The organism is Streptomyces sp. NRRL F-2580, assembly GCF_000720115.1.
In the GTDB taxonomy this organism is placed as follows: Bacteria; Actinomycetota; Actinomycetes; order Streptomycetales; family Streptomycetaceae; genus Streptomyces.
Genome location: NZ_JOIR01000063.1, coordinates 1 through 23664, shown reverse-complemented (window position 1 = coordinate 23664; position 23664 = coordinate 1). Strand labels below are relative to the sequence as shown.

Sequence of the window (23664 nt, the reverse complement as noted above, 5' to 3'; positions counted from 1 at the left end):
GGGGGGTGGGGCGGGGGGGGTGGGGTGCAGAGGCTCAGGGCCGGGGCTTGCCGTCCTCGCTCAGCAGGAGGCGCTTTTGTGGCTTGCCCATGGCGTTGCGGGGGATGGCGGCCACGAAGCGGACCTCGCGCGGGCGCTTGTGGACCGACAGGTGGGCCGCCACGAAGTCGGTGAGCTCGGTGCCGGTGACCTGCTGGGCGACGACGAAGGCGACGATGCGCTGGCCGAGGTCCGGGTCCGGGACGCCGACCACGGCCGCCTCAGTGACGCGGGGATGGTCCAGGAGGGCGTTCTCGATCTCACCCGCGCCGATCCGGTACCCGCCCGACTTGATCATGTCGGTGGAGGCACGGCCGACGATGCGGTGAACGCCGTCACTGTCGTCGACGGCGGCGATGTCCCCGGTACGGAACCAGCCGTCCTCGGTGTACGCGGCGGCGGTGGCCTCGGGCCGTCCCAGGTAGCCGGAGAACAGGGTGGGCCCCGTGAGCTGGAGTTCACCGATCTCGGCCCCGTCCTCCGCGGCGATACGGGTGGAGATGCCGGGCAGGGGGGTGCCGACCGTACCGGGGCTCAAACGGCCGCCCGCCCGGCCGCTGACGGTGATCAGCGTCTCGGTCATCCCGTACCGCTCGACGATGCGGTGCCCGCTCAGCCGCTCCAGGTCACGGAAGATCGGCGCGGGGAGGGCCGCGCTGCCCGACACCAGCAGCCGGGCCCCTGACAGGGCGGCAGCGGCGTGCGGATCGGCGGCGATGCGGGACCAGACGGTGGGCACCCCGAAGTACAGGCTGCCGCCGGCCGCGGCGTAGGCCTCGGGTGTGGGGCGGCCGGTGTGCACGAGACGGCTGCCGGTACGCAGGGCTCCCAGGACCCCGAGGACCAGGCCGTGGACGTGGAACAGGGGCAGTCCGTGGACGAGGGTGTCGGCGGCGCTCCACTGCCAGGCCTCGGCCAGGGCATCGAGATCGGCGGTGATCGCCGCGGTGCTGAGGACCACGCCCTTGGGGGCGCCGGTCGTACCGGAGGTGTAGAGGATCAGCGCGGGATCGTCCGAGCCCCGCACCACGGAGGTCGGGGCGGGGGTAGGGGTGGCGGTGGAGCGGCGGGCGAAGTCCACCTCGATGAGGCGGGCCGCGGAATCACGCAGGATGTGCCCGCGCTCGGCCGGGCCCGCGTCGGGCGGCAGCGGTACGCAGGGGATTCCGGCGAGGAGTCCGCCGACCACAGCGGCGACCGTTTCCAGCGAGGCCGTCGCGGTCACGGCGAACGCGGGCGGGTGGGTGCCGGAGAGGTCGGCGGCGACCGCGCGGGCCGCGCCGAGGATCTCCTCGTAGGAAGCGGTACGGCCGGCGACGGTGACGGCGTCCGCGCGGTCCCCGTAGGCACCGGTGAGAGCGGTCAGCATGGCGGCGACTCCGATCGGCGATGGGTGCAGCTGGCCCGGCCAGCCTACGTGGGACGGCACGGGCGACCGAACCCGTGATCGGCGGGACTTGACCGTTCAGGGACCGGCCGCCGGCTCCGGGCGCGATGCGAGTTCGGCAGCCTCAGCCCCCTTCATGGACAGCCGGAGAGACTCGCAGACAGCCAGACAGGGGACTCAGCGGGTGGCGCGGCCGTGCAGGACCAGGGCACGGGTCAGAGCGACTAAGGACGCCGTACACAACACCGTACGGACGATGTTGGTGGCGACCCAGGTCGACTTGAACTTCTCCACGATCGCGAAGTCGGTCATCTGCGCGACGTCACCCCCGCTCGCGAGCTCATTGTTGAGGGGGATGTTCACCGCGAACGTGATCACCAACACCACGAGATAGGCCACGGCGGCCGCCCCCACCCACAAGGTGGTGGTGCGCCGGCCGGCACGGAACTCGAGCACCGCCGAACCGACGGCCACCAGCAACGCCAACACGAACGCCATGCCGAAGAGCGGGTTGCCGTCGATGGCCGCGTTGAAAGCGCGCATCGCGGTGACGTAGGTCCGATCGTCCCCGGCCGCCAGCCCCGGCATGACCGAAACGTCGAACGCGAAGAACAGCCCCGCCATCAGCCCCACCAACACCGTGGAAAGAGTCAGCAGGACGACGGCGAACCGGCCCCCGCCCCCGCCTCCGCCCTGCCCCGGGAGGGTCGGTGGCTCCGAGGCAGGGGGTGGGGGCGGCGTGACCGGGGGCGGGCTTGTACTCATGAGAGAGCGTCCTCATTTCCACGGTCGTCGGCGGGTACGCAAGTGCGCTACGCCCTGAACACGAATGCGCCCGATCGTGGCACCACCCGCTCGATCTCCTACCCGATTCCAGCCGACCCTTGAGCGAATCTTTAGTCACCACAGCACATTCGCCCCCAAAGACCACACGGTCAGCACAGGTACCCGGGCCATGTGCGCACTGAGCCACCCCGAAAGCGCGGTCACCGCCGTCATCACCAGCTCCGAACTCGACGCCGCCCGCGCCGACATCCACCTCGCCACCCGGGTCCGCACAGCCACCCGTGTGGACACCGCCTAGGCTGGTGCCATGTCCGCCGCGATCACCCCGGCAGCCCGCCCGCTGCGCCTCGAACCCGTCACCGCCGAGAACTTCGACGCCGTCTGCGCGATACAGGTACGCCCCGACCAGACCCACTTGGTCTCCCCCGTGGTCAAGTCGCTCGCCGAGGCCTACGTCCACACCGCCGCCTGGCCGCGCGCCATCGTCGACGGCGAGGAGGTCGTCGGTTTCATCATGGCCTTCCTCGACATCGCCTGGGACCCGGCCACCGACCCCACCGACCACCGCAGCGGCATCTGGCGCCTGAACATCCACGCCGGTCACCAGGGCAAGGGCTACGGCCGCTTCGCCATCCACGCGGCCTGCGAGGAGATCCGCTCCCGCGGTACCGACGAGGCTTACGTCAGCTGGCACACCGGCCAGGGCAGTCCTGAACCCTTCTATCTCGGGCTCGGCTTCCGCCCCACCGGCGAGTACGCCGGCGACCAACGCGTCGGGGTACTCCCCCTGAACACCCCGGCCGACACTCCGGCCACTCTGTAGAGACAGCTCGCGGGACCAGCCGCCGAAGCGCCCCGCCCGGTGCGGCGCTGTCCGGTGCGGCGCTGTCCGTTCGAGCGGGTGCTCAACGCCGTTGTCAGCCACAGCCACCGGGACCGCGAAACCCTGCCGCCGCGCTCGGGCCCGTCCCGCGCGAGCTCGCGGTGGCGCCGCACCCCCGCGTGCGGGAGCTCGCCGGCATCGTCGGCGCCGCGGTGGGCCCCGTACAGGCCTCCGAGCGCTGGGAGAGTGCCGGGGCGGGCTGGCTGGCTGGAGCTGTGCCAGCACGTGGCGCTCGACTACGTCACGGGGGCACGCATTGTCGAGATGGGCGCACGGCTGCGGGCCGGTGACCACTTCCTGTTCCTGCTCTCCGTGCCGAGCAGGGCGAGCGGCGCGGTCGAACCGCACCACCTGGTCGCCCGCCTTGCCGCATACGCACGCCTCGGCATCCGGCCCGGTCCGGCCGACCTCGGGCAGGCCCTGCTGCGCTGCGGCGGCGGGCCGGCCGATCCCGACGTGGTGTCCGCCGCGGAAGAGCTGGAACTGGAGGAAGCGCCCCGGGTGGCCGACTGGCTGCGCCAGGGCGGCCTTGCCCCACCGCGGCTGGCAGCGCGAGCGCGAAGCCGGCGCACCCGAGCCGCACAGCAGGCGCCGGGGAGCACGCTTCGGTCGCCGGATCCTGGTCGGGCACGAGGCGATCGAGGGCCGCGGGCGCTGTTCCGCCTGTTCGAGCCGCACATCTGCTGTGCGCACGCGTCGCTGCCGGACGGGCGGGACGCGCACACGGTCGCGGCCGCGCCCTGGCATCCGGAGATCGCGGCGGCCCGCCTGCTGACCGGTATCGCGTCGGCCGCCGGCCAGAACGGCCGCGGAGCCACCGCGTCCTCACGGCGCCGGCCGCGGCGTCTGGTGCCGTGCCTGGCAAGGCGGAGGGGCGTGCCGTGTACTGGACGTACCCGGACGCCCCGACAACGCGGCCAGGTACGGTGCCAGGCGCCGCGGGCCCGGCAAGATCCGAAAGAGACGGCCTGGCCCTCGCCTACGGGCTTGCCTCCGTCCCCGACGAGGACCGCGACGCCGCCGTACGGGCGCTGGCCCAACTCGGCGCGAGCGGCCGGCTGGACGGGGCGATGCTGGGCCGCGACCTCGCCGAGCTCGTGCAGCTGGGCACCATGAAGGTGCCCCTGCTGACCGAGTCACTGCGGGCCGCCGCCGCCCTGCCCCGGACGGCTCCGCCCTCGGGCCGGTCCTGGCCACCGCGCTCCCCGGCCTCCTGGCCTCCACCCGCCCCCAGGCGCACGGCGCACTCCTCGCCGTCGCCGCGGATGCGGCCCGGGATGCGGGCGCAGCCGGTGAACTTCCCGAGATCACCGCACTCGCCCAACGGCCGGACTCGTCCCAACTGCTCAGACAGGACCGCAGGTTGCGCGACCAGCTCGCCACACTCTCGACACACCCTCACGCCACGTACGTAGAGTGAGGGCCGAGCTGCGGTCGTGGGTGCCGAGCCGAACGGAGGTGGCCTTCCATGCCGAAACGTCACGTGGTCGTGGTCGGCGCGGGAATCGGCGGCCTCACCGCCGCCGTCGCCCTGCACCGCCGCGGCTGGCACGTCACCGTCTGCGAACGCGCCCCCCAACTCCCCACCACCGGCGCCGGTATCGGACTCGCCCCCAACGCCCTACGCGCGCTGGACACCCTCGGCATCGACGCCGCCCACGCCGCCGGCACCGCCGTACCCGAAACGATGGGCCTGCGCCGCTTCGACGGCCGGTGGCTCACCCGGACCCGGACCGCTGACATGGCGGCCCGCCACGGCATACCGCCGATCGCCGTCCCCCGCCCCGCCTTCACCGCCGCCCTCGCCGCCGCGCTGCCGCCACAGGCCCTTCGCTACGGCGCCCCGGTGACCGCCGTCGACGACGCCACCGGCCGCCCCATCATCCGTACCGCGGTCGGCCAGGATCTCACCGCCGATCTGGTCATCGCCGCCGACGGCATCAACAGCCCCCTGCGCCGTGCCTACTTCCCCACGCACCCCGGCCTGCGCTACACCGGCGAGAGCGCCTGGCGGGCCCTCGTCGACGCCCCGGACCTGCGCATCGAGGCCATGAGCGAGACCTGGGGGCACGGCCGGCGGTTCGGCGTCACCCCGCTCACCGACGGCCGCCTCTACCTCTACGCCACCGCCCTCGTCCCGGCCGGCACCCGGGCCGCCGGTCCCGACCCCCGCGTCGAACTCCGCCGCCACTTCGGCTCGTGGCACGATCCGATCCCCGCCCTCCTCGACCGCATCGAGCGGCTCGATCCCACTGACGTCCTCCGCAACGACCTCTACGATCTGGCCGCCCCGCTCCCCCGACTGCACCACGGACGGATCGTGTGGCTGGGCGACGCCGCCCACGCCATGACCCCCAACCTCGGCCAAGGCGGCTGCCAGGCCATCGAAGACGCAGCCGTCCTCGCCCACCTGCTCCCCACCGGTCACACCAACACCACAGACAGCCCAGACCATACGGACCGTAAGGACCGTACGGACCCCATCCCGGCCGCCCTCGCCACCTACACCACCGCCCGCCGCGACCGCACCAACGCCGTTCGCCTGCGTGCCCGCCGCATCGGCCGACTGGGTGCCCTCCGCAACCCCCTCGCCGTGGCCGTCCGCGACCTCGCGATCCGTGCCACCCCCACCCGCCTCGCCCTGCGCGGCATGGACGACCTCTTCAACGGCTTCCGCCTCCCCGATGACAACGACCCGAGCCGGAGCGGACGTCTCGGCCCGGACTCACGCCTCTAGCCGGCGGCAGCCGAACCAGCGGCAGCCGAGCCGGCGGCCTGTTCCAGGGCTTCCAGGACGGTGCCCCTGAACAGCTGGGCCTTGTACCCGGTCTGCGGCAGCGGACGGCAACGGGCGAGTACCGTCGCGGCGGCCGCCTCGAGGACCTCGGCGTTGGCCTCGCGGCCGATCAGGGCGGCCTCTACCTCCGTCAGCCGCAGCGGGACCCGCGCCACCCCGCCCGCCGCGACGGCGGCGTGCGTGATGGTGGCGCCGTCGAGCGCAAGCCGGGCGGTGGCTTCGACGAGGGGCCATTCCGCGTGGGCCCGGCTGATGGCCCGGTGGCAGCCGGCGCGTTCGCCGGGCCAGGGCGCGGGCAGGTGGACCGTGGTGAGGATGCGCTCCGGCGGCAGCAGGGTGGTCGGCTTGGAAGAGCCGGTCGCCGTCGCCGTACAAGTCGGCGACACCGCGCGAGGATTCACCGTGGACCTCGACCTCGGCGTCGTAGGTGCGTAGGGCCATCGCGAAGGGGGACGGGTGCGGGGCGACGCACAGTCGGTGATCGCGCTGACCGTTGCCGTCGTCGACGCCACGCTGGTGCGGTGCGTGCTGGTTCCGGCCACCATGACATTGCTCCGCGGCGCCAACTGGTGGGCGCCGCCCGCGCTCCGCCTGCGGTTCCGCACGCTGCGGGCCCAGGCCCCGGGTAGCGGGCCGATGGACACCTGACGCCGGCCAGCCGGCCGGCCGGCCGGCCAGGGATGCGTACGGTGGGCGGGCGTGTGGCACAACTCTGTGGCGTTCGGCGCGAAGATCAGGAAGGCTCCACGCATGGTTTCGGTATTGCAGAACGTGGCGATTGACTGTGCGGATGCCTACGAGCTGGCCCGCTTCTGGAGCAGTGTGACAGGCCGTCCGCTGCATCCGGATGCCAGGCCGGGTGACCAGGAGACTCTGGTACTGCTGGCGGAGGGCCCGGTGCTGTACTTCAACCAGGTGCCCGAGGCGAAGACGATCAAGAATCGGATCCATCTGTGCCTGCGCCCGGAGACCTCGCGCGATGGGGAGGTGGACCGGCTGCTGGGCCTCGGTGCCACGTTTGTCGCCGACCACCGGAATCCCGATGGCTCGGGCTGGGCCATCCTCGCCGATCCCGAAGGGAACGAATTCTGCGTCCTGCGCAGCGAGTCCGACCGAGCAGCCTGACTTCCTGACGCTCACGCTCACGCCCCCCGCGCCCGCGACGCGTCTCCGACGAGAACAGTCCCCTTGTCCCCGTCGCATGACGAGAACAGTCCCCTTGTCCCCCCTCGCTGCGGACGCTGAGCCACCATGCCGCCATGTCACCAAGCCGCTGACCTGCACATTCACAACTCCCATGGCGTGACGGCACCAACGGCGCCGAATATGGCCCCTGTTGGCGCCATAAATGTGCCATCATGGTGCCACGAGGAGCGCATCCCTCGGTTCGTAGACCGCGAGGTGCGCTCGGGGCGGAGTGAAGCAGCGAAGGGGTCGGATCATGGAGACAGCGCAGAGCACGCAGCAGGCGGCACCCGGCGCGTTCGCCGCCTTCGCCCGCTTCGTGCTCTGCGGCGGCGGGGTGGGGCTCGCCTCCAGCTTCGCCGTGGCCTCCCTCGGCTCCTGGATTCCCTGGGTGCTGGCCAACGCCCTGATCACCGTGGGCTCCACACTCCTCTCCACCGAGTTGCACGCCCGCTTCACCTTTGGCTCGGGCGGGCGCGCGACCTGGCGCCAGCATGCGCAGTCGGCCGGGTCCGCGGCGGCCGCGTACGCGGTGACCTGCATGGCGATGCTGCTCCTGCAGCAGCTGGTGGCGACGCCTGGTGCGGTGCTCGAGCAGGTCGTCTACCTGTCGGCCTCGGCGCTGGCCGGTGTCGCGCGGTTCGCGGTGCTGCGACTCGTCGTCTTCGCACGGAACCGTGCGCAGGCCACGGCCACCATCCGCACCACCATTCCCGTACACGCGACCGTGGCCCGCACCTCGGCCCCGGCCGGCCCCGCGGCGCTCTGCCGCGCCGCCTGACCGTTGCACCGCGTGGCGTCCCACGCGATGCAGGGGCACGCCACCCGGCCGAGCCCGGCGGCGAGCCGGCTGGCCAATGGGATGGAATGGTGACGTTCATGTCCTGAGTCGGTAACGGTCCCCGGGAACGGGGATTTCAGCGATTCCGCCGGGCAGAACCGATTCGTCGACCACACCATTCAAGCCATGTGAAGGCATACGGGGGCCACCATGCGCGCTGTCCGCAAGAGCGGGAAGATTTACACCCTTGGGGTCGCAGCCATCGCCGTCCTCCTCTTGTCCACGGCCTGTGATTCCGCCGGTACGGACAACGGCAAGAGCCCCACCGGTTCCTTCCCCCCGGGTGCGACCGGCTCCCCCGCCCCCTCCGGCACCCCGAGCGCATCCGGCACCACCCCGCCCGGCGGCGGGAGCGCGGCCAGTCCCTCGCAGAGCCCTGGCGGCGGCAGCACCGGCGTCGTGGCCTGCAACGACAACGACCTCTCCATCGGCACGTCGGGATGGCGACAGGACTCGGGCCAGCACCTGCTCATCACAGCCACCAACTTCACCGACAAGGCCTGCACCCTCTACCACTACCCGTACGTCCGCTTCGGCACCGACATCGGGGCTCCGTACGGTGCGGCAGAGTCCAACCCGCGGGCCATCGCCACGATCGGGCCGAAAGAGAAGGCGTACGCGGGCGTGTTCCTCTTCAAAGCGGGACAGCAGACATGGACCGCCACGTCGTTCTCCCTCGGCTACCAGGACCGCGCACTCAACAGCAACAAGGAAGTGGCGCCGCTCGACATCAGGTTGTCGGACGAGGTCGGCTCCCTCTCGGTCGGGCCCAATCCCTGGGTCACGTACTGGAACACCGATCTCCGCGCCGTCGAGGACTTCCTGTTCAGGTCGGGCAAGAGCTGAGCCGTGCTTCCGGCCGTCCCCTAACGGCGTCCAGGGCGTAGGCCAGACCACAGTCACTCGCACGCCCTGGGTAGCGTCGGCTGCACCTTCGCCATTGCCCAGCCGACACGACCAGCGTGCGAAGGCCCGGGGGTGGGGGCGGATCCCGCTACGGCGTGGCAGGCCGGGCGTGGTGGACGCCGGTGACCTCGGGGTGGACCGTGGGGAGTGCCCACGGTTCCAGGGTGCCGTCGCAGAGTTCGGCCAGGAACTGGCCCATTCCGCCCTCGTAGTGCCACCACGGCCCATTGCCCGACCAGACAAATGACCAGTGAGTTCTCCCGGTCACCCACGAGAGAACGCCAGAAGAACCGGTCCCCGTCCTTCGAGTCACCCCACTACAACAGGCGCGCCGAGGCCACCTCCAAGGGGCACAGGCCGTAGGCGGCCACCCGCTACGCCCTACGGCATGGGACGGCTACGTACTCCTCGCCCCGCCACCGCAGTATCTGCCGTGATCCGGCTTCGAGCGCGCATCCCTACGCGACCCAGCAGTAGACGCCCTGACCCTGACGCCGGGCGGTGCTGACGAGGGCAGCCAGATCAGTCATGATCGCGTCAGCGGTCTCCGAGTCGATGGCCTCACCATCCTCCGCGCGCTGCGCGGCCCACACCGCAGCGACCTCGCGCAGCTTCGAGCGCTCTGCGTCGGCCAGTGCAGCGGACAGGCGCGGCGAGATCGCGACGACAGCCCCGGCGTTGTCCTGGCCTGCGACGATACGAGGCTCACCGACTTCGACGAGTTCGTCGAAGGTACCGCCGGCAAGGAGGCATTCCCAGTCGACCACGGCTTCCTCGGGATCGAAGTTGCCGAAGGAGAGTGACTCGAAGGCACGCCCCTGCCCGGTCTGAAGAACCAGGCCCGCTCACACGTCATCCGGCGCCAGGAAAAACTCGATGATGCTGCTCACCGGGGCATCATGCCCGACCTCCCACAACCGTGATCGGCCGGGCGGGGGCCGTTCTACGCCTCCCTGTCGAGCGCCGGCTCCGGCCGCAAGTACCGGTCCCAGATCTGGGCCTTGCGATACGGGCCGTTCCCGTCGCTGTCGTACTGCGGTACGTCGAAGGTGACCCAGAACGCCAGCTATCCGACGCGGGCATGAGGGCTCCTCACGGGCTCGGGCGCCGCCATGTCGTCGATCGTGCCCTGGAACTCGTTCCGCCAGGGTCCGTCCCAGGCAGGATCGCGGACAACAGTGACCCGGCTGCCCGCGGCCAGCGCGGCGGCCGGCCAGTCCTGGCACAGCGGGCGGCCCGTGATCCGTTCGATGCCCCGTCGGTCACCCGTGTTCGGTGAGTCGGAAGAGGAAGAGGAACAGGAAGAGGAAGGAGCCATCCGCTCAGCCTCCCGGCAGAGGGGCGCCCACGCCACCGGTTAAAGGGCAGGCCGATCGCGAGGTGGAGCCGCGTGAGTTCGGGCGCTCACCCTGCGGGTGTGCACCCGACTCAGACCCGCGAGCGCATACTGCGAGGCTTCCGGAGACTGCATTGGCCCCGCGTCTCCGGCGCGGCGACCGATCAGCGGTATGGTGCGGCCGTGTCCGAGCCTCAACGCGACCTCGTCGGCTACGGCGCCGAGCCGCCGCACGCCGCCTGGCCCGGCGGTGCCCGCGTCGCCGTCAGCCTCGTCCTCAACTACGAGGAAGGCGGGGAGCAGAACGTCCTTGAAGGCGACCGCGCGTCGGAGGGCTTCCTCCACGAGCTCGTCGGTGCGCCGCCCGTGGTCGGCGGACGCGATCTGAACGTCGAGTCGATGTTCGCCTACGGTTCGCGCGCCGGCTTCTGGCGCATCCACCGCGCGCTCGCGGCTCACCGTGCACCGCTCACCGTGTACGCCGTGGGGCAGGCCCTGGAACGCAACCCGGAGGTGGCGCGCGCGATGGGCGCCGCCGGTTGGGAGGTGGCGAGCCACGGCTGGCGCTGGATCGACTATCGCCACGTACCCGAGGACGTCGAGCGCGCCGACATCGCACGTTCGATCGCGACGATCGAGCGGCTCGTCGGGCGCCGCCCCGTCGGCTGGTACACCGGCCGGACGAGCCCCCACACGCGGCGTCTGGTCGTCGAGGAGGGCGGCTTCCTCTATGACTCCGACGACTACTCGGACGACCTGCCGTTCTACGTCGAGACCGGCGGCCGCCCGCACCTCGTGGTGCCGTACAGCCTCGACGCGAACGACTTCAAGTTCCTGATCGTCCACGGCTTCACGACCGCGGACGACCTGCTCATGTACCTCGTCGACACGTTCGACACGCTCCACGCCGAAGGCGCCGACCGGCCGCGCATGATGAGCATCGGCATGCACTGCCGGATCATCGGCCGGCCGGGCCGCATCCGCGCGCTCGACGGGTTCCTGAAGCACGTGGTGCAGCGCGGGGGGACGTGGCTCGCCACGCGCGAACAGATCGCACGTCACTGGCTCACCACGCACCCGCCCCTGCGCTGAGCTCACGCCGCGGTGGCGGGTAAGGGAGCGCAGCGGGGTTGCCTGGTCGAGGCCGGTCAGGTGCCTTCGCCGAGGACCGTGCGGATGAGTGTCCGTTGGGCGTCGGAGAGGAAGGGGTCCTGGAGGTCGAGCACCTCGTCGTCGACGGTGATCCGGTAGTGATAGCCGTCGGCCACGGGGGCGACGGCCCGTTGCGCGAGTTCCTCCAACTCCCCCGCGTCCGCGCGGCCCGAGGTGTCGAGGGCGCGGAGCTTCTCGTGGCCGGCGAAGCCTCCGGAGCGGGTGACCGTGATCAGCATGGCTGTTTCTCCCTGTTCGCAGTGGTGTCACGCGGCCTGCACGTCGCAGCCACTCCTGCGGTTGCCCCGAACACCGGCCCGCTGTCAGGGATCAGGGGAACGGCGGTACGAACGTCCGGAAAGCGCCGCTGCGTGGCCGACCCGTTGTCGGCGGGCCGGGTGCAGTGATGCGCCGTCAGAGGCGGTGCGGCCGGCCTCTCGCCGCCGTATATGCCCGCGCGGGCGGCCGGGAATCTTCCGGCCGCCCCGTCCTCCACCTCGCTCACTCGATGTAGAGGCTCCGGCCGTGCGCGATGGTGACCTGGTACGCGAAGATCGCGTGCACCACCCGGCCGTCGCAATTCGGGCCCGTCCATACCCAGGCCGTCCCGTTGGTGTAGTTGGAGACCTCCGGCGGGGCGAAGTCTCCCAGGGGGAAGCAACCGCTCGGGTCTCGGTTGGGCGTGCCGTCGATGAGCAGGACCCCCTGAGCCGCCTGCGCCGTGCCCGGGGTCGCCAGCGCCAGCATCGCGGCCGCCGCGCACGCCCCGAGCAGCCTTGCCGTACGTCGCATCATTCGCCTACCTCGTTCCGCTCTCCTGACCAGCTGTCATGACCGAGAGTAGGGAGTGAGTGACTTTCGGTGGTACGGCGTGCGGTAGTGAAGGAGGGGCGCGTGGATCTTGTGGAAGCGGTGGACTCGTCGACCGCTCGCACACTCAGTCGAAGGTCGTCCGGATGCGCGGAACGGCCTAGTCGCGCGTGCCCGTGTTCCGGGGGACGGCGAGGCTGAGGGCATGACCGACGAGCCGATCGTGGTAGTCCATCCCCGGACCGGAGGGGACTCCGTGAAGTCTGGGTACGTGGCGAACCCGCCGGGCAGGTGTGGACGGCGCACGAGCTGCGTGACCTGCTCGACCGGTCCAGGCTCGCCGAGCTGGACCTCGACGACCAGGCCGTCGAGTGGCGACGGGTGGGCCCCGACGTCTGGCCCGACCGGGCGACCACGAGATACGCGACCGGCGCCGTTCTGGTGGCCGGGCTCCTCGGCTGCATGGTCCTGCTCATTTCCGTCGGGCAGGTGGACGCCCTCGGGTCCCCGTACTTCGCCCACAGGATGACGGGGTTCCTGCTCATGGCAGGGGGCGCGGTACAGGGCGTCGCGGCAATCGCGGCACTGGATTTCGTGGGCAAGCGACAGTGGCCGTACTCCGGACAGGAGTCAGGCCGTATCACGCGGCACGGGAGGAGTCAGCCGACTGGGAAAGCGATGACGCTTACGGGATCGAGAAGATCAAGGGCGGCGGCGATTTGGTTCCGTTCCGACCCCTGGTCGCCGGTGCGCTCAAGGACGCGAGGAAGTAGCCCGTCGAACACGATCGCCACGGGGAGACGACACGTGCGTCAACGGCACGCCGCGCCGAACACTTACGCGTGAGGGTGGCGGCTTTCACCTGGTCGGGCCAATCGGCGGCGGCCCGCTGCCGCGAATGGCCCAGCATCCGGACACCGGGCGTGCCGCGCGTCTGATGAGATGCCTAACGTCGCTGGCAGACGGATCGGTTCGGTTCACGACGCGCGTGGAGGTGTCATGTCCCATCGAGGCCGCTGGCTGGCAGGCGCCGGCGCAGCGTTGATCGCTGTCGCCCTGCTCGTCACCGGGGGCGCCGTCGTCACGCCGCCGGAAGAGAAGTCCGGCGGTGACTTCGAGTCCGAGGTCGCGGTGGGCGCCTATCTTCACTACGGCTCGCCCGGGGTCGAGAGGATGCAGGAGCTCTCGCGCTGGCTCGGGGGCTCCGAGCTGCGCGCGGGTCACACGTACCTGCCCGGCGACACCTGGTCGAACATCGAGGGGGCACCCGACTCCCTGCGCACCTGGGCCGCGTGGCGCAGGGCGAGAGCCGATCGGCTGTTCGTCCTGAACGTGCCCATGCTGGAGCGCAACGAGGCCGGCGTCCCCGACGGCCGGGTCGCCGAGCTGCTCCGCTCCGGCGCGCGGGGTGAGTACGACCACCACTTCCGGCGGCTGGCCGAGCGTCTGGTCGGCCTCGGGGTGCCGGACACGGTGATCGTGCTCGGCTGGGAGATGAACGGCTTCAACTACACCCACCGGTGCCGGCCCGATCCGGAGAACTGGAAGAAGTACTGGCGGGGCATCGTGGCCGCCATGCGCTCCGTGGAGGGGCAGGATTTCCGGTTCGACTTCGCCCCCAACCGCGGCGGTGACGCGATCGCCTGGACCAAGTGCTACCCCGGTGACGACGTGGTCGACATCATCGGCATGGACAGCTACGACCAGCCGCCCGGCGATTCCTTCGAGGAGCACGTCACGCAGCCCTACGGACTCCAGCTGCAGGTCGACTTCGCGCGGGCGCACGGCAAGCAGATCTCGTACCCCGAATGGGGGCTGTTCCGGAACGGCGACAACCCCGAATACATGCAGGACATGCTGGCATGGATCGCCGAGCACAGGCCCCTCTACCAGAGCATCACCGACTACTGCCCGCACGGTGTGTGGCAGTGCGGGCAGAACCCGCGCTCCGCACAGGTGTTCCGGGAGTTCCTGTCCACCCATCAGGGCAGCGGTCACCCTTCCGACGTCGACCGCGAGGACCACAAGGCTCAGCCGGAACCGTAAAGCGGGGCGCCCGTCTGGGCCCCCGCCCAGGTTCCCGCACCCGCCCTCATCCTCGATACACCGTCTACGCAGACAGTTCCGGGGCCGCTCCGGCCGGGCAGTACGGCCACTCCCCCTCGGGATGGGTGGAACGTCAGGGACTCGTCGGCGTTGCCTGGGTGCGGCGGGCGTAGGCGCGGGCTGCGCGGGCGCGGTCGCCGCAGCGCGTGGAGCACCAGTGGCGCCGGCCGTGCCGGAGGAGGTAGCGGGTGCAGGGGGTGGAGCCGCAGGCGGTGAGGCGCTCGGCGTCCGGGCCGGTGAGCAGGTCGGCCGCGTCGGCCGCGAGTACGGCGAGGGCGTGCTCGACGATCTGGGAGACGGGGTGGGCCGCCTCGCGGTACAGGCCGCGGGCCGAGTCCCAGTGGAGCAGGGAAGCCGCGGGGGCTCGGGTGAGCGCGTGGTTGACGGCGGTCAGTGCGGCGACGGGGGCGGGCAGCCCGGCGACGTGGGCGGCGAGCAGGGCGCGGACCTGTTCGCGCAGGGAGCGCAGCAGGCTGGCACACATCTCCGCCAGGCCGGTGTCGGCCGGGGCGAGTCCTCTGTCGACGAGCCACTGTTCGGCGGCGGCGGGGGTACCGAGGAGATCGACGTGGTGCCCTCCGGGCAGGGCGACGGCGCTGTTGGCGAGGTCGAGGGCGGGGTACTGCTCGGCACCGGGTGCGGGCGGCAGTGGCTCGGCGGTCACGATCTCTTCCATGACTCTCATGGTACAACTCGCGGTTTTCCGTGATTCTCACGTTCGACCTTGCGCTCATCCGTGAGAACCATCTACGGTGATCACGGATGAACCACTCCTTAACCGTGAGGTTGCTCATGTCTGCCACCGGCACCACCGCCTTCGAGCAGTTCCCCGTCCGTGTCTTCGGCGGCCCCACCGCCCTTTTCGAGTACGGCGGACTGCGGTTCCTCACCGACCCGACCTTCGACGCCCCCGGCGACTACCAGGTGCCCGGCGGCTCACTTCTGGTGAAGACCGCACCCGCCACCGGCACCCCCGCTGACCTGGGCCCCGTCGACGTGGTGCTGCTCTCCCACGACGAGCACGCCGACAACCTCGACACCTCCGGCCGGGCCCTGCTCGCCGACGTCCCGCTCACCCTCACCACCCCCGGCGGCGGAGAGCGCCTGGGAGGCGGGGCCAAGGGGCTGGCCGACTGGGAGTCCGTCGAGTTGGACCGCCCCGGCGGCGGCACCGTCACCGTCACGGGCGTGCCCGGCATCCACGGCCCCGGGCCGCGCGAGGAGGTCGAGCCGATCACCGGCCAGGTCGTCGGATTCGTCCTGACCGGTGAAGGACTGCCCACCGTCTACGTCAGCGGCGACAACGCCTCGCTCGACGCGGTCAAGGAGATCGCCGCCCGCTTCGCCCCCGTGGACACCGCCATACTCTTCGCGGGTGCTCCCCGCTTCCCGGTCCTCTTCGACGGTGAACCGCTCGTCCTGAGCAGTGCGCAGGCCGCCGAAGCCACCGAGATCCTCGGCGCCCGCCGGGTCGTCCCCGTCCACTACGACAGCTGGGCCCACTTCACCGAGGGCCGCGACCAGTTGGTCGCCGCCTTCACCACCGCCGGGCTGGCCGACCGCCTGGACCTGGGCAACCGGGACTGACAGAGCGGCGGGGTCCGTCAGCCGCAGTGGGGACCTGCGGCTGACGGACGTCTTCCCGGCCCGTCGGCCCGGCTACGCGGCGCCCGTCATCCGGGCGAACACCACCACGTTGCTGTCGTAGTAGTGCTTCTTGGGGTCGAAGTCCCCACCGCAGGTGACCAAGCGAAGGCCCGCGTGGTCGAGGTTCTTGTAGACCTCGAGCGTGGGGAATTCGGCCTTCGGGTACTCGGCGACCCGGTCCACGGTGAACGTGACGGTCTTGCCATCCCGCCGGGCCACCTTGATGGTGTCGCCGGCCTTCATCGTCTTCAGCTTCTCGAACACTGCGGCTGCTCCGTTCCACGTGACGTGACCGGCGATCACGGCCGGTCCCTGCGAACCGGGGGTCGGCCCCGGCTCGTACCAGCCCGCGAGCGCGGGGTCCTTCGGGGTCTGCATGGTGCCGTCCGCGTTCTGCCGGAGGGTCTCCAGGGAACTGGACAGGCCGAGGGAGGGGATCGTGATCTTCTGCGGCTCCGACCGGGCGAGGGCGGGCTCGGCCGCGACCGCGCCGCCCGTACCACCCGCTCCGCCCGTACCCCCCGTACCGCCCGTGCCGCTCTGCGATCCGTCCGCGGGTGCCGCGGCGGCCGGCGCCCCGCCCTGGAGGGTCTGCCCCGCCGGGGCGGGCGGCTTCGCCGTGTCCTGGCCGGCGCACCCCGCGAGGAGCAGCCCGGCGAGGGCGGCGGCCGCCAGGGGGCCTGCTGTCCGGCGTCGGAGCCGCGCGGCCGAGGCCGCGGGCGCGGGTCCGGGTCGGGGCGCAGACACGGGGGCGGGCCCGGGTCGGGGCCGGGACCGGGGTGTAGACGCGGGTCCGGGTGCAGGTGCAGGTCCGGGTCCGGAGGGCGTGGGGGCCGGCTTCACGCGCCGCCCCCGGTGGTCTCCCTGCGGACGGGGACTGCCACGGCCCGCCTCGTTGCGACCGCCACCGCACCGGCCACCACCGCGAGTACGGCGATCGCCCCACCGTCGCGCATCGTCACCGGCGCTGCCGCATGCTCCGTGGAACCTCCGCCGGTCTCGATGCCGCCGACCGGAATGGACCCCACGGCCGCGCCCTTGACCTCCCCGCAGTTGGTCGGAGCCGTGGCCTCCTGGGGGAGCTTGGGGTCGAGCTCGCTCTTGCCGGCCCCCTCGAAGTCGTACTTCTTGTTCTTGTTGCGGTCTATGCCGTGCTGCACGACGTGCAGGTCCTTGATGTGGTCGACCACGTCCTGGCCGACGGTGATCGTCCGCTTGTAGGAGACCTTGCCCTGCTTGTCGGCGACGGGCATGCGGTCCACGGCGAGACCGCTGGTGGCCTTGGTGTCGCCGGTCGTGGTGAGGGAGATGTTGATGTCGCCGTAGTCGTGCGTGGCCTCGGTGTTGCTGAGGACCCCGTCGCGGTCGGTGTCGTCGGTGGCGTCCGGGCAGTGGAAGTCGTGGCCCTTCGTCGATCCGTGCAGATGCTGGGCCGAGGGCTGTCCGGGCACCATGCCCTTGGACTCGATTTGCACGGTGAGTTGGTTTCCCTTGAGGCCGAGCATGACCGTACCGCTGGAGCCCGATTCGTTCAGCTGCGCCAGGTCGATCTGGTACGCCTTTCCGCCCTCCGCGAGAGCTGGTCCGGAAAGGCCGAGGGTGAGGAACACGGCGGCGGGTACGGCGGCGAGAACCACGAGGCGACCGGTGCGCTTGACTATCACTTTCGCTCCTGTTCCGTGGATCCCCAGGGCGGGAATCGCAGGTCGTACGGGGTGGAGACCAGCCCCTGTTGAGGGGACTCGCTCCTTCTTCGGCGCCCCAACTCCCGCAGAATGGTGCCTGTGTGAGGCACTTCAGACGACGGCCGCGGCTGAGAGCCGCCCACCGGTCATCCAGACGCATGACATCGCATCGGTCAGGGCAGGGAATCGGGCAGCCTCGCAGAGCATTTCCGAGAGCACGAGAATTCCGTGTGCGGTGCGCTTCGGATCTCGGTTCCGATGCAGCCAGACCACCGCGTCACCCAAGGGGCGGCGCCCCAGGAGGATCCCCGAACGCCGAACGTCGGCGGCCGACTCCAGGTCGGAACGGCCTCCGCCGAACGGCAGAGCCTGCGCCCGGCGGATTCCCGGTGGCGCGACCGAGTCCCGCACATGGCGGACGTACGCTTCCGGTGGCGCCTGCCCGTTCTCGAAGGTGTTGCGGAATCCGACGATGCGAAGGCCCGCGTTCTGCAGGCGGAGCTCGACGTAGAGCTCGATGAACAAACCTCGAAGCTGAATGCGCACGGGGAGGTGGAGCACTCCCCCCTCCCCGCGCCCGGCCCTGCTGAAAGCGCCCTGAGCATCTTCCACCCTCGACCGAATGGTCGACGTCAGGACCCGATACTCGTCCACCGATGCGTACGCCGGGGAAAACGACACGGGTTTCAGCATGGCCGCCCGTATCAGGTGAAGGAGCCGGAACTCGGGCCCCTCGGAAGTAATCTGACCGCAATCGGTTCGATTCTGCTGCACTCACGCATGCACATCCACCGCCTTCGACATCATTCCGATCGCCGACGGGTGTCACGTCCCCATCGCCGGGTTCGGTTCGCTTGGGACCTTTGTAGTCCTCCTGGCGGCGGCAGAACGAATACTTGGCCTCTCGTGCTAAGAAATCAGCGCATGATCCCGATGACCGGAGACCGATGAGCTCCCGCCAACGGGCCCTACATGGCCGGGAATTGGCAGCCCAGCCCCCGTGCACAGCACCAGGGACCGCCTGCAGCGGCCGTACCCGCCGGCGACGGCGTCACCATCCCGGCGCGTTGATGCAGTACTCGACCGGGGAGTCTCCGCGCATGGACTCGGCCGGCTCGGCAACGCGTTCTGCGTGGGGCGCGGACAGGCGGCGGAGCTCCCACAGCACCGTCGCGGCGTCCACGGCCTCCGCTGCCGGAGGACTGGGCGGCTCCGGCAGCAGCACGCCGGTCAGCGCGGCCAGTTCGCGGGCATCGATCCCGAGGAGCGCTGCGAAGTCGGTCACCAGGTGGGGCGTCAGCTCCGTACGGCCCGCCCCGATCACGCTGCAGGTGGCTGCCGACAGGTACGTGGGCGTCACGACCGCCATGGCGTGCGCCAGGCTCGACCTGGACAGGTTGCAATAACATGCGGATCAGCGAACCGCCCGGACCCTCCGCCAGCGGCTCGGTTCGGTCCACGTACCGGACCGGTACGACCTCGTCCCGCTCGACGCCCGCCGGCGCCCCGAGCTGCTGTACGTACGGCGGGGGTGGCGGGACGTGGTCGCTCTCGCCCCGGACGGCGCGGCCGAGAGCGTGCTCTTCACCGTCGACCCGGCCGACGGGGACGGTACTCCACCGGCGTCCCCTGCTCCCGTACGGGCCGCTCTCGCTGCACGCCGCTCCCGACAGCACGATCCTCATCGGCACGCCGCCGGCCAGATCCTGCGCCTGCTGGCGACCCGCGTCGAGAGCCGGACGGCCGCCCCGTAGCGCTGCGCGCCTCCCGGACGGGCCGGGAGTAATCCGCTTCGGAGCACGCCGGGGTGCGCAGTAGCATCCCCGGATGCCGAACATCGAGACCTTGACGCCCGCGGCCGGGCAGACCGACTCCGCCGGACTGCGGGCGTACGACCCCGACCTGCTCGCGCGGTGCGCCGTCGACGGTGCGCAGCCCTGGTGGCGCCGGACGGCCTGCGTGGAGGGGCTGGTCGGCCGGGTGCCGCGGGCGCGGGTCGGCGAACTGCTCGCGTGCGTCCGCGACACCGAGGAATCCGGGACGGTCCGCAAGGCACTGCTGGGGCTCCTCTCGGACCGGGCTGAGCTCCTCCCCTGGCTTCGGCACGAGGACCGGCGGCGCGAGGAGGCGTACGGCATGCGGGAGGCGGTCCTCCAGGCGCGCGGGGCCCTCGGGGACCGCACGGCGGCGGCCGAGTTGGCGACCCTCGCGTTCAGCCACTGGCGGACCAGGCGGGCGGTCGGGGAGGCCGGACTGGACGCGCTCATGGACAGGCACGGCGTGGAGGCGGTGCTCTCGGAGCTCGGAGACGGGCGGCCGGAGGACCGGGCCGTCGCCGTGCGTGTACGGGACCGCGCGGGCGAGGACGTCACCCACGCGCTCGCCGACCCGGATCCGGAGGTGGCCCACCTCGCGCAGTCGCTGCTGACCTGCCCGGACCGGCTCCGCGCCCACCTCGCCGCGGCTCCGACGGCCGACGCCGCGCTGTGGGCCGCGTACGCGCTGCACCGGCTGACGGGTGACGTGGCGCAGACCCGGGCCGTGTACGAGACGTTGGGGCGCCCTCGGGTGGAAGTCGAGGGGCTGGACGAGGAGATCCGCAGGGCGATCGTGCACGAGTACGGGCACGACTGCGAGAAGCAGAGCGACCCGCGCTGGCGGATCGAGGCCCTGTGCACCGAGCCGCCGCAACCGCCGGACGAGGAGCGGCAACTGGTCCTGGCCACGGCCGCGCTGGCGGCGGCGGGGCTGGCTCCCCGGCCGCCGCTGTCCTGCGGTGAAGCCAACCGGCAGGGCGGTGGCACGTACCACGTGATCGGGTACGGGGAGGGCGGCAGGAGCGAGCTCTTCGTCAGCACGCTGGGGCGGTTCGCCGGGGACCATGAGGACGATCCGGCCGCGCGTGCCGCCCTGGAGGCGGCCGGCTTCCGCTGGATCGACGCGCCCACCGGGTCGATCCGCGTCACCGGCCTCGGCGTCTACTACTTCGGGGCGCGCGAACCGCTCGACGTGCACACGCTGTTGTTCTACTGGCAGGACTGAGGGGGGCCGTCCTGTGGTCCCCGGCGAGGCGACCCGGTTCCGCGCCTACTGGGGGGTGGTCTCCTCCACCGCCCACGCCAGGTACTCGTCCGAGGTCCCGACGGTCGGCAGCACGATCCACTGCGGCACGTCGTACGGGTGGCGCTCGACGCGTCGACGTGCGCACCGGCCGCCAGCCGTGCCTCCACCGCGCTCCGCGCCAGCTGGTACGCCTTCTCCTCGTCGTCCAGGCTCGTCTGTGGATCACGATGCTCGCCGCGCCGGTCCTCCTTGCTCGGGTCCGACCGGCCCTACCCACGGCCGGCGCCCGGGAGGCCATTTCCTCATGACCGGCTTACCGTGCGGGTCACGCCCGTGAGGACCGTGGTGGCCAGCACCCAGCCGGCGATGACCAGCGCGTACGACAGCCACTGGTGCCAGCCGTCCGGGGAGAACGCCGTCTCCTGCCCGAAGCTGATGACCGGCAGGAGCAGATCCAGGGTGTAGAAGACGGCGTTGAAGCCAGGGGCCTCGCCCGCCTTGACGGGATCGGGGTGGTGCACACCGTAGGCGACGGACCCGAAGGCCAGGAGGGACAACAGCCAGCCTGCCGCGCGCAACGGCCGGAAGCCGTAGCCGACCGTGGCGTCCTGAACGTGGCCCCACAGCCGTCCGTACCACGGGAGGGTGGCGCGTCGGCGTCGTTGCTTGGCGAGCTGTACGAGACGGGCCGCGTGGTCGTCCCCGACGTGGCGGTACGCGGCCGTCAACTGCTCGTAGAGGTGGGGCTCGTACGGACCGCCGTCGCGTTCGAGCATCGGAAGGCGGCGCTCGGCAGGCTCGTGCGGGGTGAGCACGGTGTACCTGAGATTGCTGAGAAGCACCTGGTCCCGGAGCACGTCCGGTTCCAGGCTCAGGATCTCCATCTGAGACCGCCGCAGGTTCAGAGCGCCCTGGACACGGCCGCCGCCCCCGCCGAGCCAGAGTTCACCGATGACGCAGCTGCTCGCCCGGAGCGCCGTGTCGCCCGGATGTGACAGATCGGCGTGGAGCAGGTCGAGACGGGTCGCTATGTGCGAGCCCCGGAGTTCGACCCGGCCCCGGGCACGCATGCGCCGTGCCCGTACGTGCGCGCCGACGTTGAGATTCTGTGCGTCCAGCGCGGTGCCACCGGGGGTGTTGAACTCCGCGTCCTGCAGGTTGATCCGTCCCGCGACGGACGCGCCGGTGAGCCGTACCTGTCCGTCCGCGCGCATCTGCGGCGCCCACATGTCCGCCCCGATCGCGGCTTGGTTGAGCTGCAGCACCGGCTCGGAATCGTCCGCCGCCGTGAACTGCGCGCGCTCCATGTGCAGCGCGCCGGGAATCTCGGCCCCGCTGAGCCGCACCGGACCCCGTAGGCGGCAGTCCGTCATCCTCAGTACGCCCGCGACCCGCAGGCTCGCCGAAGTGAGGCCCGGCAGCACGGACCCGCTGAGGTCGAGCTCGCGCAACTGGGCGCCGTACAGGTCGGGGACGTCGTCGAAGCGGCAGTGGCTCAGCCGGACGGCGACGTCGATCGTGGCGTGCCTGAGGTCCAGTACGCCGATGACTCGCGCTCCCGTGATGACGAGCGCGGCGATCTCCCCCTCCTCCTGCGGGTTCTCGACGAGCAACCTCCGCAGCACGGTGGCGCGTACGCTCCGCTCGGGGCCCCAGTCGTCGCCGAGCGACGCGTCCTCGTCCTCCGCGGTGCGGAAGTCCAAGGAATCGCCGCGGGCATAGGCCCGCCACACACGTGCCTCGGCAGGGGACAGCTCGTTGATCACGCTCACGCAAGGACTCTCACCTGCCGCGTTCGACGTGTCAACCGCCCTTCCGCCGCACCGCCTCCGCCCCACCGCCGACCCACCAAGCCCGCGCGGCGGCCCGGCACCCCTTGCAGTGTCGGAGGCGGCTGTTGGCCTCCCGGCGATTCATTTCACAGACGGGGAAATCGGGGGGGCGTGCACGAACGCACAGTGGACCAGATCCCGGGCGAGAGCTGGGAGAGCTACGCCCAGGAGGAGATCGCGGGCGTCAGCGAGCACTGCCCTGGTCGAGACCAGGTAGCCGAACTCTCGGCGATCCAGATCCGTTCGAAGAGGTTGTCGCTCCCTTCGGCGCTCCGTGGCCCGGGCTGACGGCCTCGCCTGCGGGACCCTGGGCGGATGCCTAGCAGGTGGCGGCGCAGGTGCTCGGCGAACTGGCGGACGACGACGCCGACGCCAGAAGGAGCGCGCCGCGGAGGTGTGCCGGAGGGCCTTCGGGCACGGTCCCCTCGTCGAGACCTCGGGCCCCGAGGGCGAGGTCGTGAAGCTGCTCCCGCCGCTCACCGTCACCGGCGACGAACTCGACGAGGGCCTCGGCATCCTCGCCCGCTCCGTCCGCGAGACCGCCTGACCGTCTGACCGTCACCCCGTAGCCCGTAGCCCGTACCACGCACCACGCACGCACCACGAAGGGCACCACCATGATCGTCCGCTCGTTCCGGGACATCGAGGGAACCGTGCCGCGTGGACCCCGTCGTCTGGTCCGAGCTCGGCACGCCGGGCCGGATGTGGGCCCACGAGCTGGAGAGCTTCGAGCGCGACGGCTTCCTGTCCGTGGACGAACTCGTCACGCCCGACGAGGTGGACGTCTACCGGGACGAGATGGACCGGCTGCTCCGTGACCCGTCGACGCTGGCCGACGAGCGGTCCATCGTGGAGCCGAACTCCCGCGAAGTGCGCTCCGTCTTCGAGGTCCACCGGATCAGCGAGGTGTTCGCGGCCCCCGTCGCCGAGCCGCGCGTCGTGGGGCGCGCACGGCAGATCCTGGGCTCCGACGTGTACGTGCACCAGTCGCGGATCAACGTCAAGCCCGGGTTCGGCGCCAGCGGCTTCTACGTACGGCGGGGGGGCCGGTGCTCCGGCCCCCCGCCGTGCCCGGCCTCGGCAGGTCTCCCGACCGGTCAGGACTCCTGTCGCATGGAGCGCAGTCGGTCGGCCACGTCGTACACGCTCAGGCGCAGCGTACGGATGTCGGTGATCAGGTCGCGCCAGGGTTCGAAGGCGGTGTCCACG

The 23664-nt window shown here is 71.3% G+C and carries 27 protein-coding genes and 2 pseudogenes; 16 read left to right on the top strand and 13 right to left on the bottom strand.

What is annotated here, in order from left to right:
• Positions 1-34: 34 nt before the first annotated feature.
• Both IF88_RS0137890 and IF88_RS0137885 read right to left on the bottom strand, forming a co-directional pair.
• The gene (locus IF88_RS0137890) at positions 35-1408 is read right to left on the bottom strand and encodes an acyl-CoA synthetase (protein WP_030723552.1); all 1374 of its coding nucleotides are present in this window, start codon (positions 1406-1408) and stop codon (positions 35-37) included.
• A gap of 195 nt (positions 1409-1603) precedes the next feature.
• Positions 1604-2065 carry a DUF1772 domain-containing protein gene (locus tag IF88_RS0137885; RefSeq protein ID WP_234323851.1) on the bottom strand — a complete coding sequence of 154 codons (462 nt, stop codon included), beginning with the start codon at positions 2063-2065 and terminating at the stop codon, positions 1604-1606.
• A gap of 316 nt (positions 2066-2381) precedes the next feature.
• Between IF88_RS0137885 and IF88_RS49235 the strand changes: the two genes are divergently transcribed.
• The 4 genes from IF88_RS49235 to IF88_RS0137865 all read left to right on the top strand — a co-directional run bounded on the left by IF88_RS49235 (position 2382) and on the right by IF88_RS0137865 (position 5832).
• A complete protein-coding gene (locus IF88_RS49235) occupies positions 2382-2510 on the top strand; it encodes a hypothetical protein (RefSeq protein WP_267884555.1) in 129 nt (42 codons plus the stop codon).
• Positions 2511-2519: 9 nt separating this feature from the next.
• The gene (locus tag IF88_RS0137875; protein WP_051838260.1) at positions 2520-3035 is read left to right on the top strand and encodes a GNAT family N-acetyltransferase; all 516 of its coding nucleotides are present in this window, start codon (positions 2520-2522) and stop codon (positions 3033-3035) included.
• A gap of 986 nt (positions 3036-4021) precedes the next feature.
• Positions 4022-4510 (top strand): hypothetical protein, encoded by a 489-nt coding sequence (locus IF88_RS47035; protein WP_158754851.1) that lies wholly within the window; start codon positions 4022-4024, stop codon positions 4508-4510.
• A gap of 53 nt (positions 4511-4563) precedes the next feature.
• Entirely contained in the window at positions 4564-5832 is a 1269-nt protein-coding gene (locus IF88_RS0137865; protein ID WP_030723546.1) for an FAD-dependent oxidoreductase, read from the top strand.
• Here the strand turns inward: IF88_RS0137865 and IF88_RS47030 are convergent.
• Positions 5829-6278, bottom strand: a complete 450-nt coding sequence (locus IF88_RS47030; RefSeq protein WP_051838259.1) for a hypothetical protein — start codon at positions 6276-6278, stop codon at positions 5829-5831. The genes IF88_RS0137865 and IF88_RS47030 overlap by 4 nt on opposite strands.
• A 70-nt stretch (positions 6279-6348) precedes the next feature.
• Here IF88_RS47030 and IF88_RS47025 point away from each other — a divergent pair, with 70 nt between their 5' ends.
• From IF88_RS47025 to IF88_RS0137845, 4 genes are all read left to right on the top strand, one after another.
• Entirely contained in the window at positions 6349-6540 is a 192-nt protein-coding gene (locus IF88_RS47025; RefSeq protein WP_051838258.1) for a hypothetical protein, read from the top strand.
• Between the two features lie 102 nt (positions 6541-6642).
• Entirely contained in the window at positions 6643-7017 is a 375-nt protein-coding gene (locus IF88_RS0137855; protein WP_030723545.1) for a VOC family protein, read from the top strand.
• A gap of 316 nt (positions 7018-7333) precedes the next feature.
• Positions 7334-7858: a hypothetical protein gene (locus IF88_RS0137850; protein WP_030723543.1), complete on the top strand. Its 525-nt coding sequence runs from the start codon at positions 7334-7336 to the stop codon at positions 7856-7858.
• Between the two features lie 210 nt (positions 7859-8068).
• Entirely contained in the window at positions 8069-8764 is a 696-nt protein-coding gene (locus tag IF88_RS0137845; protein ID WP_030723540.1) for a DUF4232 domain-containing protein, read from the top strand.
• Positions 8765-9282: 518 nt separating this feature from the next.
• On the opposite strand, the gene IF88_RS41560 is transcribed toward IF88_RS0137845, so the two are convergent.
• On the bottom strand, positions 9283-9591 hold the full coding sequence (locus tag IF88_RS41560; RefSeq protein ID WP_234323850.1) for a hypothetical protein: 309 nt from the start codon (positions 9589-9591) through the stop codon (positions 9283-9285).
• Positions 9592-10343: 752 nt separating this feature from the next.
• Here IF88_RS41560 and puuE point away from each other — a divergent pair.
• Positions 10344-11252, top strand: a complete 909-nt coding sequence (gene puuE, locus IF88_RS0137825) for an allantoinase PuuE (protein ID WP_030723536.1) — start codon at positions 10344-10346, stop codon at positions 11250-11252.
• Between the two features lie 56 nt (positions 11253-11308).
• Here the strand turns inward: puuE and IF88_RS0137820 are convergent, their stop codons facing one another.
• Together IF88_RS0137820 and IF88_RS0137815 are read right to left on the bottom strand one after the other, a co-directional pair.
• A complete protein-coding gene (locus tag IF88_RS0137820) occupies positions 11309-11551 on the bottom strand; it encodes a protealysin inhibitor emfourin (protein ID WP_030723534.1) in 243 nt (80 codons plus the stop codon).
• 262 nt (positions 11552-11813) lie between these two features.
• The gene (locus tag IF88_RS0137815; protein ID WP_030723532.1) at positions 11814-12107 is read right to left on the bottom strand and encodes a hypothetical protein; all 294 of its coding nucleotides are present in this window, start codon (positions 12105-12107) and stop codon (positions 11814-11816) included.
• 1014 nt (positions 12108-13121) lie between these two features.
• Between IF88_RS0137815 and IF88_RS0137805 the strand changes: the two genes are divergently transcribed.
• Complete coding sequence (locus IF88_RS0137805; protein ID WP_107050730.1) at positions 13122-14168, top strand: glycoside hydrolase family 26 protein; 1047 nt, start codon at positions 13122-13124, stop codon at positions 14166-14168.
• Positions 14169-14301: 133 nt separating this feature from the next.
• Here the strand turns inward: IF88_RS0137805 and IF88_RS0137800 are convergent, their stop codons facing one another.
• The gene (locus tag IF88_RS0137800) at positions 14302-14913 is read right to left on the bottom strand and encodes a CGNR zinc finger domain-containing protein (protein WP_030723526.1); all 612 of its coding nucleotides are present in this window, start codon (positions 14911-14913) and stop codon (positions 14302-14304) included.
• Between the two features lie 107 nt (positions 14914-15020).
• On the opposite strand from IF88_RS0137800, the gene IF88_RS0137795 reads away from it, so the two are divergent.
• Entirely contained in the window at positions 15021-15815 is a 795-nt protein-coding gene (locus IF88_RS0137795) for an MBL fold metallo-hydrolase (protein WP_030723520.1), read from the top strand.
• Positions 15816-15887: 72 nt separating this feature from the next.
• On the opposite strand, the gene IF88_RS0137790 is transcribed toward IF88_RS0137795, so the two are convergent.
• The 4 genes from IF88_RS0137790 to IF88_RS0137775 form a co-directional block, all read right to left on the bottom strand.
• Positions 15888-16622 (bottom strand): class F sortase, encoded by a 735-nt coding sequence (locus IF88_RS0137790; protein WP_051838257.1) that lies wholly within the window; start codon positions 16620-16622, stop codon positions 15888-15890.
• A gap of 92 nt (positions 16623-16714) precedes the next feature.
• Entirely contained in the window at positions 16715-17539 is an 825-nt protein-coding gene (locus tag IF88_RS0137785; protein ID WP_051838256.1) for a hypothetical protein, read from the bottom strand.
• Between the two features lie 132 nt (positions 17540-17671).
• Positions 17672-18253 carry a ribosome-inactivating family protein gene (locus IF88_RS0137780; protein WP_234323849.1) on the bottom strand — a complete coding sequence of 194 codons (582 nt, stop codon included), beginning with the start codon at positions 18251-18253 and terminating at the stop codon, positions 17672-17674.
• Between the two features lie 358 nt (positions 18254-18611).
• Complete coding sequence (locus tag IF88_RS0137775; protein ID WP_051838255.1) at positions 18612-18929, bottom strand: hypothetical protein; 318 nt, start codon at positions 18927-18929, stop codon at positions 18612-18614.
• A gap of 172 nt (positions 18930-19101) precedes the next feature.
• Here IF88_RS0137775 and IF88_RS0137770 point away from each other — a divergent pair, with 172 nt between their 5' ends.
• Both IF88_RS0137770 and IF88_RS0137765 read left to right on the top strand, forming a co-directional pair.
• Positions 19102-19314: a hypothetical protein gene (locus tag IF88_RS0137770; protein WP_030723510.1), complete on the top strand. Its 213-nt coding sequence runs from the start codon at positions 19102-19104 to the stop codon at positions 19312-19314.
• Positions 19315-19387: 73 nt separating this feature from the next.
• The gene (locus IF88_RS0137765) at positions 19388-20602 is read left to right on the top strand and encodes a hypothetical protein (protein ID WP_030723508.1); all 1215 of its coding nucleotides are present in this window, start codon (positions 19388-19390) and stop codon (positions 20600-20602) included.
• Positions 20603-20647: 45 nt separating this feature from the next.
• Here the strand turns inward: IF88_RS0137765 and IF88_RS49470 are convergent, their stop codons facing one another.
• Together IF88_RS49470 and IF88_RS0137755 are read right to left on the bottom strand one after the other, a co-directional pair.
• On the bottom strand, positions 20648-20716 hold the full coding sequence (locus IF88_RS49470; protein WP_324617235.1) for a hypothetical protein: 69 nt from the start codon (positions 20714-20716) through the stop codon (positions 20648-20650).
• A gap of 209 nt (positions 20717-20925) precedes the next feature.
• A complete protein-coding gene (locus tag IF88_RS0137755; protein ID WP_030723506.1) occupies positions 20926-22395 on the bottom strand; it encodes a hypothetical protein in 1470 nt (489 codons plus the stop codon).
• Positions 22396-22566: 171 nt separating this feature from the next.
• Here IF88_RS0137755 and IF88_RS47020 point away from each other — a divergent pair, with 171 nt between their 5' ends.
• The 3 genes and pseudogenes from IF88_RS47020 to IF88_RS47015 form a co-directional block, all read left to right on the top strand.
• On the top strand, positions 22567-22743 hold the full coding sequence (locus IF88_RS47020) for a hypothetical protein (protein WP_158754848.1): 177 nt from the start codon (positions 22567-22569) through the stop codon (positions 22741-22743).
• A gap of 91 nt (positions 22744-22834) precedes the next feature.
• Positions 22835-23002: pseudogene (locus IF88_RS44905) on the top strand (diaminobutyrate--2-oxoglutarate transaminase); the annotation flags it as partial.
• A gap of 113 nt (positions 23003-23115) precedes the next feature.
• A pseudogene (locus tag IF88_RS47015) lies at positions 23116-23487 on the top strand (phytanoyl-CoA dioxygenase family protein); the annotation flags it as partial.
• Positions 23488-23664: the final 177 nt, after the last annotated feature.